The following is a 15,368-nucleotide window of genomic DNA, read 5'->3' as shown; positions in this document are numbered from 1 at the left end:
AGCCGAGACTTCAAATAGATCGCTGGTTGACTCGCTTGGAGAGTTCCACCGCGGATTCCTTGCGCTCCGAATAACGATCGACCAGGTAGTCCTGGCGGTCTCGCAACAGCAATGTGAACTTCATCAGCTCTTCCATTACGTCAACCAGGCGGTCGTAGTACGAGGACGGTTTCATGCGGCCTGCATCATCGAACTCGGTAAAGGCCTTCGGCACCGAGGACTGATTCGGGATGGTGAACATGCGCATCCAACGACCGAGTACCCGTAACTGATTGACCACGTTGAAAGATTGCGAACCACCACACACTTGCATCACTGCCAACGTCTTCCCCTGCGTAGGGCGCACAGCCCCCATCGCCAAAGGCACCCAGTCAATCTGTGCCTTGAATACCGCACTCATGGAGCCGTGCCGCTCAGGAGAGCACCAAACCTGGCCTTCCGACCATTGCATCAGTTCGCGCAGTTCCAGGACTTTGGGGTGGCTGTCGGGCGCATCATCCGGTAGGGGTAGGCCGGATGGATCGAAGATTCGAGTTTCGGCGCCAAACTCATCCAGAAGGCTTGCGGCTTCCTGAGTCACCAACCGGCTGAAGGAACGCTCTCGTGTCGATCCATAGAGAAGGAGGATTCGAGGCTTGTGAACTGAGGGCGTGCGTGGCGTCAGTTGCTCCAGGGTGGGAATGTCGATGAGATCGGCCTGTACGTTCGGCAGTGAATCCTGCATATAAACTCCTGAGGCGACACCACCCAGGCACTGCTCCGGTTGATCGTTACGCGCACCGATGCCCCAATGGGGCACGATGCTGACCAGGTTCGAACAGGACTTTGATCGGGGCGGTCACAACCTTTTTACATATGGAAAATCGAATATACGTATTTTCGAATATATCGTAAAGCACACCGGTTCGATCATGCCGTTTCCTTGCGAGGCCAGGGTTGGCAGATTCAACAAGGTCCCGCGTCGGGCGCAAACGGCGCAAGCGCAGGCGTCCATCCTGGTGCCAGCCGCCGTAGCGGCGTGATGAGCAGACCGAGACAGGCCAGTAGCACATACAAAAGCCCGGCGATGGCAAACAGCAAACTCAAGCCGCCGATCTTGCCGCTGCCCAGCAGCGGGGCGAGCGCGTCCTGCCAATCACCGGGAGCGCTCAACAGCGGGATCGCCCAACCGTCCGCCAGGGTCCCGGCGCCCAGTGCACCAATCGGCATTGCCAGCAGGCAAACCATCTGCCGCGTCGACAGGACGCGCCCCAGCACTTCGGCAGGCAGGCTGCGTTGCCAGAAGCTCTGGTCGCTGCTGGTGCTCAGCGAGAAGCAGCCAAACGCGACGAAAGCCGCTGCGTACAGCAGCACCGGCGAGTCACTGATGCCAATACCCAGCACGCTGGCCCCCAGCAACAGGTCCGCGAGCAATACGGTACGGATCAGCCGCGCCGGTGGCCTGGCCACCACCCACAACGAGCCGGCGAGCATGCCCAGGCCGCCACAGGTCATCACAGTGCCCAGCACCAGCACCGAATGGCGCTCCATCACCAGAGGTGACATCAGCGCCGAGGCCAGGCCGAGCATCAGGTGTTCCAACGCCAGGTAGGCCAACAATGCCCACAGCGCCGGGCGGGCGCGCAGCACCGCCAGTGCAGTCGGCACGCCGTCGGTGGACGCGACGCGGCCCGTGCCACTGATGCGCAGCGCCGAAGCGACTACCGCCAGCCATATCAGGATGCCCGCAGAAAACAGCACCGCGCCCACATCCAGCCACAGCACCCCGGAAACACCGACAGCACCCAGCAGTAGTGCCGCCAGGGTCGGCGCGAGCAGTTGCGGCAAGCCGACCATCAGTTGCATCAAGCCGTTGGCCCGTCCGATGGCGCGAGGGCTGTGCAGCAAGCGCGGGATCGCCGCCTGGCAGACCAGCATGCGCAGCACCTGGGCACTGGAGTTGACCGCGGCGAAGGCATACACCTGGCTGTGATCCAACGCGCCTTGGTCGAACAGCCACCACAGCACCAGCGCGGCGAGGCCGCTGCAGCATTCGACACCGAGCAAAATCGCCCGTGCCTCGCAACGGTCCACCAGCCAGCCGGCCAGCGGTGCCAGAAGCAGGCCGGGCAACGCCGACAGGGCGATGACCCAGGCGTAGTCGGTGACGCTGGCGTGTTGCTGCAACAACCAGATGCCCAGGCTGAAAGCCGCCAGGGCCGATCCCAGGGTTGACGCGACCTGGCCGAGCCAGGCCCACAGCCAGGGGCGAATCTCCCGCGCCGCTTGTGGGAGCGAGCCTGCTCGCGATGGCGATGGGTCAGTCGACATAAACGGCGACTCAGTGCCCGCTTCGCGAGCAGTCGCGCGCGTGTTGCGGGGAAACGATGTATCTGAGCCTGCATCAATCTTCATGGGATAACGGCGCCTCCAGCGCGGGCCAATGGTGGCGTAGGTGAGCGGCCAGGGTGGGGGCCGATCGTGCCTTGAGGATCGACAGGTGGTCGCAGTCGGCGATCACGCACTGTTGGCAGTCCAGGGCAACGGCACTCCAGTGCTGTTCGACTGGCGGTGGTGGTCGGCGGCCATGCTCGGCTTGCAGCAGTACGACGGGGCCCGGGTAGGCTGGTGTCGGCTGGTAGTCGGTCGCCAGGTTGGCCTGGAACACCCGCAGCGGGCCGAGCAGTGACGTGGCTCTGGCCTGTGCCGGCATCAAGCCGACAGCCTGCATGCGCTCCAGCAACGTAGCGCATTGTTCTTCCGGCTCCTGATTCGCCAGGGTGTCCAGATCAAGCTCCAGGCTGCATCCGGCGTCGAGTTCCAGCAACGCCACGTAACGCCCCAAGGCCTCGCGGGCATCGCGGGCCATGCGCTTGCCCGGTACACGGCTGTCGATCAGCAACAGCGGTGCCACCTGCGCACCGCTCGCCTGCAACTGGCGGGCGATTTCAAAGGCCAGCCAGCCGCCGAACGAATGTCCCAGCAGGTAGTAGGGACCCTGTGGCACCTGGGCTCGGATTTCCCGCACGTAGGCGCGGGCCGCCGCTTGCACCGACCTATGGGGTTCGCTACGGCCATCGAGGCCACGGGCTTGCAGCCCGATCACCGTCAACCGTGCATCCAGCTGGCGCACCAAAGGCACGAAACTGCTCACGTTGGCGCCTGCGCCCGGCACCATGAACAAGCAGGGCGCAGTGGGCGAGCCGGTTTGCAACGTCAGGCTGGCACGGCTGGCGGCAGATTGAAGCGGATGCGCCTCGCTCTGTGCCAGTGCCCGCTCCAGGGCAGCCGCCAGGCCTTGCAGATGCGTCGGATCGCGCATGATCGACCAGTGATCGCCGGCGACCCGCTGTTCCACCAAGTCCGGGCCCAGCAGCGCTCGCCAGTCGGCGCCCAGGTCGCGGGTGCCGATCAACTCGGGACGCGCCAAAACCGCACTGAACAGATGCACCGGCAAGCCCAGTGGCGCCGGCCGGTAGCGAACCATGGCGTTGCGCAAGGTCAGGTTCAAGCGCGCCCGGCGGATCAGTGCCGGGCGATTGAAGGCGGGCGGCAACCAACCGCGGGTGCGCGCCGTGGCGAGCACGGCGTCGAGGTCCAGGCCGCTGTGCCATGGCACCTGCTGGTCCTCATCGACCTGCTGGGTGGCCAGATAGCCAAGCAACTGCTCGCGCAGATCGCTTTCGCCGAGGCTGAAGGGCAACACCGGCGCCCGCAGCGCCCCTGGCTGGCTGCTGTCGATCAGCCCGAGGAACGCCACCTGCTCGTCCTCGCCCAGCAGTTGCCGCGCCATTTCATAGGCCAGCACACCGCCGGCCGACCAGCCCGCCAGCCGATAAGGACCGTCGGGCTGAACAGCGCGCAACAGCGTGATGTAGCGCTTGGCGAGGGTCGGGTTGTCGACACCGTCTTCCAGCTCGGCTGCGGCCTGCACGGCGTAGAGACCAAGCTCCGGGTCCAGGTGGCGGGCCAACCGTTCATAGGGCAGCGCTTCGCCGGTGCCTTCGTGGATGAAGAACAGCGGCGGCTGGCGGCCGCTGCCCGGACGAATACATAGCAGGCCCTGGGGGCCAGCGGCGTCCCGCGTCACCACCTGACTGGCCAGTGCCTCCAGGTCCTCGGCGTTGAAAAGCGCCCCAACGGTGACGTCCAGGCCTTGCGCGCGTAGACCGTCGAGCAGTTGCACCAACAGCAATGAATGCCCGCCGAGGGCAAAGAAGTTGTCTTCGCGGCCGACCTGCTCGACTCCCAGCAATTGCGACCACAGTTGCGCCAGACGGGTTTCCGTGGCGCCGCGGGGCGGTGTGTAGGGGCGTTGTTGCAGAGCCTGGTGGTCTGGCGCTGGTAAGGCACGTCGATCAAGTTTGCCGTTGGCAGTCAGCGGCCATTCTTGCAACTGGACATAGGCGCCGGGCAGCATGTGCGCTGGCAGCTGTTCGGCCAGGGCCGCGCGCAGCGCACCCGGTGCCAGGTCGCCACCCGGCTTGGCCAGCAGGTAAGCGACCAGGCGCGGATCACCCGGCTCGTCCTGGCGCGCCAGCACCACGGCTGAGCGCACGCCGTCCAGCGCCGCCAGGCGCGCTTCGATTTCCCCCAGCTCGATGCGAAAGCCGCGCACTTTGACCTGCTGGTCGTTACGGCCCAGGTACTGCAACCGGCCGTCGGCGGTCCAGCGGGCCAGGTCGCCGGTCTTGTAGAGCCGCTCGCCGCGACTTCCGGCGAACCGCGCTGGCTGGAAGCGTTCGGCATCCAGGGCCGGTCGGTTCAGGTAACCCCGGGCAAGGCCGGGCCCGGCAACGTGGATCTCGCCGACCACGCCTTGGGGCACCAGCTCGCCATGCTCATCGAGCAAATAGATCCGCAGGTCCGGGATCGGCCGGCCGATGGGCACCAGTCCGGTGTCGGCGTCGCAGTCGGCGGCTTCAATCGGTTGATAGGTGACGTGCACCGTGGTCTCGGTGATGCCGTACATATTCACCAGTTGTGTACGGTGACTGTCCGGCCGCGCGAACCAGGGCCGCAGCGCGGCGCCGTCGAGTGCTTCCCCACCGAACACGATGCAGCGCAGGCGATGGGGCTCGGCGCGGGTCTGCTTCATCCAGGCATAGAAGGCGCTAGGGGTCTGGTTGAGGACCGTGACGCCAGCGTCTACCAACAGGTCGTAGAAGCCCTGCGGACTGCGTGAGGTCAAGTACGGCACCACCACCAGCCGGCCGCCATGCAGCAGCGCGCCCCAGATTTCCCAGACCGAGAAGTCGAACGCGAACGAATGGAACAGCGTCCAGACGTCCCGTTCGTTGAAGCCGAACCAGCCTTCGGTAGCACTGAACAGTCGCAGTACCGCGCTGTGTTCAATCATCACGCCCTTGGGCACGCCGGTGGAACCGGAGGTGTAGATGATGTATGCCAGGTCGGCATCGCTGGCCTGGGGATCGGCGGGCAGGTCTGTCCCGGGCTGCTCGCTCCAGTTGCCGCGGTGCGGGTCCAGTGACAGCACCGTGCAGGCGGCAGGCACCTGCAGCGCTGGCGGTAGTGCCCCGAGGGTCAGCACCACCCGGGGGCTGCTGTCGCCAAGGATGAAGTTCAAGCGTTGTGCGGGATAGACCGGGTCCAGCGGCACATAGGCGCCGCCGGCCTTGAGACTGGCCAGGATGCCAATGAGCATGTCCAAGCCGCGCTCGGCGTGGATCGCCACACGGATGTCCGGGCCGACACCCAGCTCCCGCAGGCGATGAGCCAGGCGGTTGGCGCGCTGGTTGAGCGCCCGATAACTGAGGGTCTGCGTGCCGTATTGGAGTGCAATGGCATCGCCTCGGCGCGCCGCCTGGGCCTCGAAACGCTGGTGCAGGCGTTCGCCCGTCGCCGGCTCTACGCGGACGACCGGGTTGAAACCGTCGAGCAACTTTTGGCGTTCGGTCCGGCTGAGCAAGTCGATGCTGGTCACGGTCTGTCGATCGTCGGCGACCATGGCCCGCAGCACCGCCAACAGCGCATGCCAATGGCGCGTCACGGTAGCAGCATCGAATAGCGCAGTGGCGTAATTGAAACCGCCCTGGATCACGCCGTCGGCCTCATGGACGTCCAGCGCCAGGTCGAACTTGGCCGTGGTCACGGGTGCGCCCACGCTTTCCAGCTGCAAGCCGTTGCCCAGGTCAAGCTCCCCACGGGGCGCGTTCTGCCAGGCCAGCATCAATTGGAACACTGCGTTATGGGCCTGCGACCGCGGTGGGTTGAGGGCTTCGATGACCTGCTCGAAGGGCAAGTCCTGATGGTCCTGGGCGGCGAGGGCGAGCGCCCTGACCTGGGCCAGCAGCGCGTCGACCCGCGGCCCTTCGTCCAGGTCGATGCACAGGGCCTGGAAGTTGACGAAGAAGCCGATCAACGGTTCCAGCTCGACCCGGGCACGGTTGGCGACGGGTGAGCCGATGACCACCTGGGCTTGGCCCGAGAGGCGACTGACCACCACGGACCAGGCGGCCAGCAAGGTCATGTACAAGGTGACGCCATGGCGCTGGCTCAAGGTTTTGAGACCCCGGGTCAGTTCCGCGTCGATATGCACTGGCAAGCTGGCCCCCGCGTAATCCAGCCGCGGCGGACGTGGCCGGTCGGTGGGTAGGGTGACGCAGCTCGGTGCGGCGCCCAGGTGTGCAGTCCAGTAGGCACGCTGGCGCTGCAGTTCATCGCCTTGCAGCCAGTGGCGTTGCCACAGGGTGTAGTCGCCGTACTGGCGCGCCAGCGCCGGCAATGGATCGTCCCGGCCCTGGCTGAAGGCCTGGTAGAGGCGGGAGAATTCGTCGGTGAGCACCCCCATGGACCAGCCGTCCGAGACCAGATGGTGCACGGTTACCAGCAGGATGTGGTCATCAGTGCTCAGGCGCAGCAGGCGGGCACGGACCGGCCATTGACAGGTGAGGTCGAAGGGCCGGTCGGCTTCTTCGGCGCAATCGACCTGCCAATCCGTCGCGCCGGCGGTACTCAGGTCCAGGCTGACCAGCGGCAAGGCAGCGGGCGGGTCGATCACCTGTCGCGCATGTCCGGCCAGGCTGACGAAGCGCGTGCGCAGGCTTTCATGGCGCGCCACGATGCGGTCAAGGGCCCGACGCAGGGCGTTTTCATTCAATTGGCCACGCAAGCGCAAACCGGCCGGCATGTTGAAGGCCGCTGTCGAATCCGGATTGAGCTGCTGGATCAACCACAGGTTTTGCTGGGCGAACGACAGCGGTAGCGGTTGACTGCGATCAGCCTCCGGCAACGGTTCCTGGCGGTTGTGGACGGAGCCGCCAAGCAGCGTGGCCAAGGCGTGCAGGCGCGGCTGGGCGAAGACCGCCGAAAGCGGCACTTCCAGACCCAACCGATGGCGGACCTGGGCGAGCAAACGCAACGCCAGCAGCGAATGCCCGCCGAGGGCGAAAAAGTCATCCTCCCGGCCAATCGACTCGACGCCAAGCAGTTCACTCCAGATCGCCGCCAGACTGGCTTCCAACTCGCCTCGCGGCGCGCTGTAAGGCGTCTGGGCGAATGACTCGGGCGTTGGGACCGGCAGGCGCAGGCGATCGACCTTGCCATTGCCGGTCAGCGGCAGGCTCGCCAGTTGCACGAAGGCACCTGGCAACATGTACTCCGGCAGGCGTTCGCTCAACTGGCTGCGCAACGCCAATGGTGACAGCGCTTGGGCGGCGCTGAAATAGGCCACCAGGCGGGGCTCCCCATGTTCGCCCGGTTGCACGACGACCACCGACTCGCGAATGCCGGGCACTTGATCGAGGCGACTCTCCACCTCGGCCAGCTCGACCCGATAACCGCGGATCTTGACCTGCGAGTCGTTGCGTCCCAGGTATTGCAAGGTCCCCTCGGCGGTCCAGCGCGCCAGGTCGCCGGTTTTGTACAGGCGTGCTTCGGAGCGTGGGTCTAAGGGGTATTCAATGAAGCGCTCGGCGGTCAGGTCCGGTCGATTCAGGTAGCCTTGGGCCAGGGCCAGGCCCTTCACATGCAGCTCACCCACGGCCCCTTGGGGCACCCACTGGCCATGTGCGTCCAGCAGGCACACCTGGGTGTTGGCAATCGGCCGACCGATCACCGGTACGTCGGCCCATTGCTCGGGATCATCGCCCAAGGTATGGGCACAGACCACATGGGTTTCGGTCGGACCGTAGTGGTTATGCAGGTGCGCCTGGGGATGCCGGAGGAAAAACGCGCGCAGCGCCGCGGTGATGCGCAAGGCTTCGCCGGCAACGATCACATCGCGCAGCGCCGGCAATGCCAGCGGCGCTTCGCTCCAGCGCTCGGCCAGTGCCGCCAGGGCAATGTACGGCAGGAACAGGCGCTCGATGCGGGTCTCGCAGAGCCACTGCGGCAGGGCGGCGAGGTCCAGGCGCCGGGTCTCTTCCAGCAGCACCAGCGTACCGCCGCTGCCCAGGGTGGAGAACACTTCCTGGAAGGCCACGTCGAAGCCCAGCGCGGCGAATTGCAGGGTGCGCGCGGCACCGGGCAGCGCCTGGCCAGCCTGCCAGGTCAACAGGTTGCTCAGAGCCAGATGCCCCATGGCGACACCCTTGGGCAGGCCGGTAGAGCCGGAGGTGTACATGACGTACGCCAGATCGTCCGGGTTCGGTTGCCCCAGCGGTGGTGCGGCGGGGGCTGGTGTCGCGGTGGCCGAGAGGCGGACGGACAACGTGCGGCAGCCCTCGCCAGTCTGCAAGGCCTCGACGCGCTCGACATCCCACAGCAGCAGGCAGGGCTGGCAATCGTCGAGGATGCCTTGCCGACGGGCAATCGGCTGGCTGGGGTCGAGCGGCACGTAGGCCGCCCCGGTCTTGAGCGTGGCAACCAGGGCCAGCACCATTTCCAGGCTACGGGGCAGGTGGATGGCCACGCGTTGGCCGGGCCCTGCACCCTGGTCGATCATTGCCCAGGCCAAGTGGTTGGCCTGGCGGTCCAGTTCCCCATAGCTCAAGCCGCGCCCATGCAGTTCGACGGCAATGGCGTCAGGCTGCAGCAGCGCTTGACGTTCGAAGGGGCGGTGCACCCAGCCCGCTTCAGGAAATGGCGTCGGCGCCGGGTTGAGCTGGTGCAGCAGGCGCTGGCGTTCGTCGGCGTCGACCAGTGCCAGGTGCGTGACCGCCTGGCGATCGTCGGCGATGAACTGACGCAGCACCTGGACCAGATAGGACCAATGCCGGCTGATGCTGGCGCAGTCGTACAGGGCGGTGGCGTAGTTGAGCCCGCCGACGATCCGTCCCTCGGCTTCGTAGAGTTCCAGGGAAAGATCGAACGGCGCGGTGGCCTGCTCGCCGGCCAGGGGCGTGAGGCTCAAGCCGTCGAGGTCCAGGCTGCTGCGAGGCGCGTTCTGCCAGGCGAACATCAGCTGAAACACCGGCGTATGAGCCAGAGAGCGCGGCGGGTTGAGCGCCTCGACCACATGCTCGAACGGGACGTCCTGGTGGGCTTGGGCCTGCAAGGCATGCTCGCGGACCTGGGCCAGCAACTGGCCGACTTCCGGTGCGCCGCTCAAGTCCACACACAATGCCTGGGTGTTGACGAAAAAGCCGATCAGCGGCTCCACTTCGCTGCGCGTGCGGTTGGCCACCGGGGTGCCGATCACCACTCGCGTCTGGCCGGACAGGCGCGCCACCACCACGGACCAGGCCGCCAACAGCGTCATGTACAACGACGTGCCGTGGCGCCGCCCCAGCGCCTTGAGCGCCGAAGCGGTGGACTCATCCAGGGCCACCTCCAGGCGCGCACCGGCGAAATCCTGGCGCGGCGGCCGCGGGCGGTCGGTGGGCAGGTCGACCCGTTCCGGGGCCTCGCGCAGGTGTTCGAGCCAATAGGCCAACTGCCTGGCGCCACGCTCCCCGGCCAACCATTCACGTTGCCAGGCGGCGTAGTCGGCGTATTGAATGGCCAGGGGCGCGAGCGAGTCGGGTGCGTTGCCGTGGAAAGCTTTGTACAGAACCGAGAGCTCGTCGATCAGCACGCCGATGGACCACCCGTCAGCAATGATGTGGTGCAAGGTCACGTGCAGTACGTGGCGATGGACACGCTGGCGCGCCAACCACACCCGCAGCAGCGGACCCTCGCTCAGATCGAAGGGCCGAGCGGCTTCTAGGGCCATGGCGGGCTGCAAGTCGGCGGCTTCGGCCAGCTCCACCCGTTCATAATCCCAGCGTGGCGTGGGGTCTATGACCTGATGGACTTCGCCGTCCTGCTCGATGAACCGCGTGCGTAGCACCGCGTGGCGCTCGACGATACGCGTCAGGGCACTGCGCAGGGCGTTTTCGTCCAACTCTCCATCCAATTGCAGGGCACCGCTGATGTGATAGGCGGCGCTGGCCTGGGCATCCAACCGTGCGATGAACCAGAGCCGCTGTTGGGCGAATGACAAGGGCCGCGCTGCTGCCTGCGGCAACACGGGAATGCCGGTCAGGACACTGCATGTCGCGTTGGCCAGCAGCGGTGCCAGTCCGGCCACGCTCGGGTGCGCGTACAGGGCGGCCAGGGGCAGTTCCAGGCCCAGGCGCTGGCGCACCCGCGAAACCCATTGCACGGCCAGCAGCGAATGCCCACCCAGCTCGAAGAAATCATCGTGTCGACCCACCCGGGCCACGCCCAAGAGGTCGCACCAGATTTCGGCCATGAGGCATTCCTGTTCGCCACGCGGTGCCTCGTAGGCTTGGGTACTCCAAGCGTCTTCGCCGGGGGGCGGCAAGGCCGCGCGGTCGAGTTTGCCGTTTGGCGTCAGCGGCAGGCTGTCCAGCGGTACGATCAGGGCCGGTACCATGTGCCTCGGCAAAACCTCGGCCAGGGCATCGCGCAGGGCCGGCGCGACCAGCGGTCCATGATCGGCGGCCGCCACGGCGTAGGCCACCAACGCCGGCTCGCGACCCTCGCGCGCCAGTGCCAGCACCGCCGCCGAGCTGACCTGGGGCAATGTCAGCAAAGCCGCTTCGATTTCCCCCAGTTCGATGCGGAAGCCACGGATCTTGACCTGGAAGTCGTTGCGTCCCAGGTAGTGGAGTTGACCCTCGGCATCCCAGAAACCCAGGTCGCCCGTGCGGTACAGCCGCGCCGTCGGGTCGCTGCTGAACGGGTCGGCCAGGAAGCGCTCCTGGGTCAGTTCCGGGCGACGATGGTAACCCCGCCCGACGCCGGCACCGCCGATGTACAGCTCGCCCGGCACGCCCACCGGCAATGGCTGCAGGGCCTCGTCGAGGACATGCACCTGGGTGTTGTCGATGGGCCGGCCGATGTGCGGCAGGAACCCACGGTCACGGTCCATCGACACCCAGGTCGAATAGACCGTGGTTTCGGTCGGGCCGTAGAGGTTGTTGACCTGGCGCACCGCGCTATCGGCGAACAACCGCTCCACCAGTGCCCGAGGCAACGCCTCGCCGGCCAGGTTGACGCACGCCAGCGAAGCCGCCAGGGCATCGGCGCGCAGCAGCGCGTCGAGCGCCGACGGCACGGTGTTGAGCAGGCTCAGGTCCGGGCGCTGATCGAGCAAGGCGAGGGCGTCGTCCACCAGTTCCAGGGTGCCGCCACAGGACAGCGGTGCGAAGGACTCGAACACCGACAGGTCGAAGTTGATCGAGGTGCTGAACAGGCTGCGCTCAAGGGTTTGCGCACTGAAGCTGCGCAGCGCCCAGTCAAGGAAGTTACGCGCGTTGCGGTGCTCGATCATCGCGCCCTTGGGCTGCCCGGTGGAACCGGACGTGTAAATTATGTAGGCCAGGTGATGGGGCTCAAGCCCCGCGCCCAACGGCGCGACGCCCTGTGGTGCGTCGTTGCCGCGCAGCACCTCGTCGACGTTCAGGCGCTGGCAATCGCTGGCGAGGGGCAGCGTCAGCGGCGCATCGCCCATCGTCAGGATTGCCACCGGGGCGCTGTCTTCGAGCATGTAGGCCAGGCGCTGGGCCGGGTACGCCGGGTCTAGCGGAACATACGCACCGCCGGCCTTGAGCACGGCGAAAAGCGCGACGATCAGTTCGGGGCTGCGGCGCAAATGGATGCCGACCCGCTGGTCGGGGCCGACGCCGAGTGCCTGCAGATGCCGAGCCAGTAGATTGGTTTGGCGCTCCAGTTGGGCATAGGTCAGCTCACGACCCTTGCAACGTACCGCCACGGCCGCAGGCGTAAGACGCGCCTGGGCTTCGACGCGCGCGTGCAGCAGGGCGCGCTCGGGTTGGGCCCGCTGGGTGGCGTTGAACCGCGCCAGTTGCTGGCGTTCTTGCGCCGGCAGTACGTCGAGGCAGCGGGCAAGCCGCTGCGGGTCGCTATCCAAGGCTTCGACAAGGCTCACCAGGGCGCAGTGCATGAAGCTCCAGGCCCGTTGCGCGCCCACCGTGCCGGCGACTTGCGCGGTCAGGCTGAAGCCCTGGCCCAGGTCGTCCACGGAAAAGGTGAAGGGATAGTTGGTGCGCTCGGCGGTGCTGAGCACGCGCATACCCTCCACCTGCTGGTGCGGGGTGTCTTCCAGGCTGTAGCGGAAATTAAGCAAGGCGCAAAACAGCGGCGAACCGGACGGCACGCCGCTGCAACGCTGGGCCAAGGCCAATGGCGTGTGCTCATGTTCGAGTAGCGCCGACAACGCCTGATGGGTGTGTTGCAGGCTGTCGACCACCGAACGCTGTGCAAAACCGATGCGCAGCGGCAGGGTATTGATGAACACACCCAATGCCTGGTCGGCACCTTGCACCCCTTGCAGTCGCCCCAGCAACACCGTGCCGAACACCACATCGGCGCGGCCGGTGGCCTTGCCCAACACCAGCGCCATGGCCAGGTGAAAGAGGCTGGCCACCCCCACCCGGTGCCGACGCGCGGCCTGGCGCAGGGCAGTTGCCAGCGCCGGTTCAAGAAGGGCGCGTTCCTCATCAAGGGCGCCGGTATTCTGCACGTCGAGCAGGCCGAACGGGGCCGTGGGCTCGCTGACGTCGGCCAGCATCGATTGGAAAAACGCCTGCTGTCGGACGCGGTCCTGGCTCCGCCGAGCGTGCGCGACGAAGCGGCGGAACGGCACCGGTTCCCCCAGTGCGCTGTCCTGGCCCTGTTGAATCAGGACGATTTCTTCGACCATGCGCTCCAGGGTGGTGTGGTCCAGTACCAGGTGATGGTGCAAGACCTGCAACAGCCAGCGCTGCTGCGCGGCGTCGAATGCCTTGACCACCCGCAGCAACGGCGCCTGGCGAATGTCCAGGCGTCGCTGGCGGGAGTCGGTATGGGCTTGCAACTGCGCCAGCGCATCGTCCTGGGTGATACGCAGGACCTCGACCGGCAGCGGCGCGGTGCGCCAGACCACCTGCACCGGTTGGTCCAGGTCTTCCCAGGCCAGGGCGGTGCGCAGGATGTCGTGACGCGCGATGACCCGTTGCAAGGCTTCGCAGAACGCGTCCAGGCCGGTCTCCTGGTCAAACGCCAGGGTGGTGTGCAGCAGGTAGGTGTCGCCCTGATCCTGCAAGAGATAATGAAAGAACAGGCCTTCCTGCAACGGGGCCAAGGGGTAGATGTCCTGTACGTTGGCCGCGCCCCCTTCAACATTGGCAACGATCCGATCGATCTGTGCCTGGGTCAGGTCCACCAAGGGCAGCAGGTCCGGGGTGATCCGGGTACAGCCCGCTGGCAAGGAACTGGCTGATACGTCAAGGGGGGCTGCCGGCGTTTCGCCGTGTTCAGCCAGGATCGCCGCGAGTGCGCCGACCGTAGGGGCGCCGAACAGCGTCCGTACATCGATGGCCCAACCGTCCACCCGCAGCTGCTCGACCAACTGCACCGCCAGCAGCGAATGCCCGCCCAGGGCAAAGAAGTTGTCCTGGCGTCCCACCCGCGGCACGCCGAGGGTTTGCGCCCACAGCTCGGCGAGACGATGTTCTACGGGGCCTTGCGGTGCTTCGTAGCGCTGCAGGGCGAAGTGATTTTCACTCGGCTCGGGCAGCGCGCGGCGGTCCAGCTTGCCGTTGGCGGTCAGGCTAAAAGCCTCCACGTGCACAAAGGCCGCCGGCAGCATATAGTCGGGCAATACCGCGGCCAACCGGGCCCGTAGCTCATCGGGCTGTTGAGCCTGGGTCGCACTGAAATAGGCCAATAAGCGCTGCTGAGCGTCGACCCGCACCACCGCTTCGGTGATGCCGGGCAGAGCCTTGAGCTGCGCTTCGATTTCCCCCAGCTCGATGCGAAAGCCGCGAACCTTGACCTGCAAGTCGTTACGTCCGAGGAACATCAGCACGCCGTCGGCCCGCCAGCGCACCAGATCACCGGTGCGGTACAGCCGCGTACCGGGGCGAAAGGGTTGGTGACGAAGCGCTCTTCGCTCAATTGCGCCTGGTTCAGGTAACCGAGGGCCAGTCCGTCGCCACCGATGTACAGCTCGCCAGCGACGCCGATGGGCAGCGGCTGGCGCTGCTCGTCGAGGACGTAGACCTGGGTATTGCCGATGGGCCGACCGATGGGAATGTCGCCCGCCAGTGCATCCTCAAGGGTGATGCGATGGGTGGTGGCGAAGGTGGTGCTTTCGGTGGGGCCATAGCCATTGAGCAATTGTCCGGGGGGCGATCGGCGCAGCACCCGTTCGATGCAGCGCGGATCGAGCACATCACCGCCCACCATCAACAAGCGCAGGGCGGCGAAGGCCGGGGCGAGGGCGTCGGCGAACTGATGGAACAACCCGGCGGTGAGCCACAGCACGCTGACTTCGTGGCGCAATAGGTGTTCATTCAAGCGCTCGGCGTCGAGCACGGTCTGGCGCGGGCAGACCACCAGGCAGCCGCCGTTGAGCAGGGCGCCCCAGATTTCGAGGGTGCTGGCATCGAAGGCCGGGTTGGCGGCCAGTGCGATGCGGTCCTGGGCGGTGAAGTCGGCAAAGCCGTTGTTGCGCACCAGTCGGATGACGGCCCGGTGCGGCACTTGCACGCCTTTGGGCACGCCAGTGGAACCGGAGGTGTACATGATGTAGGCAGGGGCATTTGCCGGCGCCGCGTTGACCTGACGCTGGGGCGCGTCATCGTCCAGGGACAGGTCCGAGTCCCACGGCACCAGCACCCGGCACGCCATGGCAGCGTCCAGCGGCGTGGCCGGCCATTCGTCAACGAGCAACCAGGCGCTGCCGCAATCCTCGAGCAGGGCGCGCTGGCGCTGCGCCGGAGTAGCGGTGTCGATGGGCACGTAGGTCGCACCATTTTTCAGGATTGCCAGAATTGCCGTGATCAGGCGCGGGCCACGCTCCAGGCACAGCGCCACCCGGGCACCTTCGTCAATGCCCTGGGCGGCCAGCCAGTGAGCCAGTTGCTCGGCGCGCTGGTCGAGCTGGCGGTAACTCATGGAGCCGGCGTCGTCCTGGATCGCCGGGGCGTCGGGCCGGCGGCGAGCCTGGGCCTCGAAGAGGCTGTGCAACGGCTCGT

2 protein-coding genes and 4 pseudogenes are annotated in these 15,368 nt (G+C 66.4%); all 6 read right to left on the bottom strand.

Annotation, left to right across the window (positions count from 1 at the left end):
- Positions 1-10: 10 nt before the first annotated feature.
- Positions 11-724, bottom strand: a complete 714-nt coding sequence (gene arsH, locus PCOSP_RS15510) for an arsenical resistance protein ArsH (protein WP_139642744.1) — start codon at positions 722-724, stop codon at positions 11-13.
- A gap of 221 nt (positions 725-945) precedes the next feature.
- Complete coding sequence (locus PCOSP_RS15505) at positions 946-2,310, bottom strand: MFS transporter (protein WP_175362660.1); 1,365 nt, start codon at positions 2,308-2,310, stop codon at positions 946-948.
- A gap of 73 nt (positions 2,311-2,383) precedes the next feature.
- A pseudogene (locus tag PCOSP_RS15500) lies at positions 2,384-4,246 on the bottom strand (thioesterase domain-containing protein); the annotation flags it as partial.
- Between the two features lie 108 nt (positions 4,247-4,354).
- Positions 4,355-5,761, bottom strand: a pseudogene (locus PCOSP_RS15495) (amino acid adenylation domain-containing protein); the annotation flags it as partial.
- A 126-nt stretch (positions 5,762-5,887) separates the two neighbouring features.
- Positions 5,888-14,191, bottom strand: a pseudogene (locus PCOSP_RS15490) (amino acid adenylation domain-containing protein); the annotation flags it as partial.
- A pseudogene (locus PCOSP_RS15485) lies at positions 14,191-15,288 on the bottom strand (amino acid adenylation domain-containing protein); the annotation flags it as partial. The pseudogenes PCOSP_RS15490 and PCOSP_RS15485, both read right to left, overlap by 1 nt.
- Between the last annotated feature and the right edge of the window lie 80 nt (positions 15,289-15,368).

The organism is Pseudomonas sp. MAFF 730105 (assembly GCF_055380705.1).
This window is presented reverse-complemented; position numbering and strand designations above follow the sequence as displayed.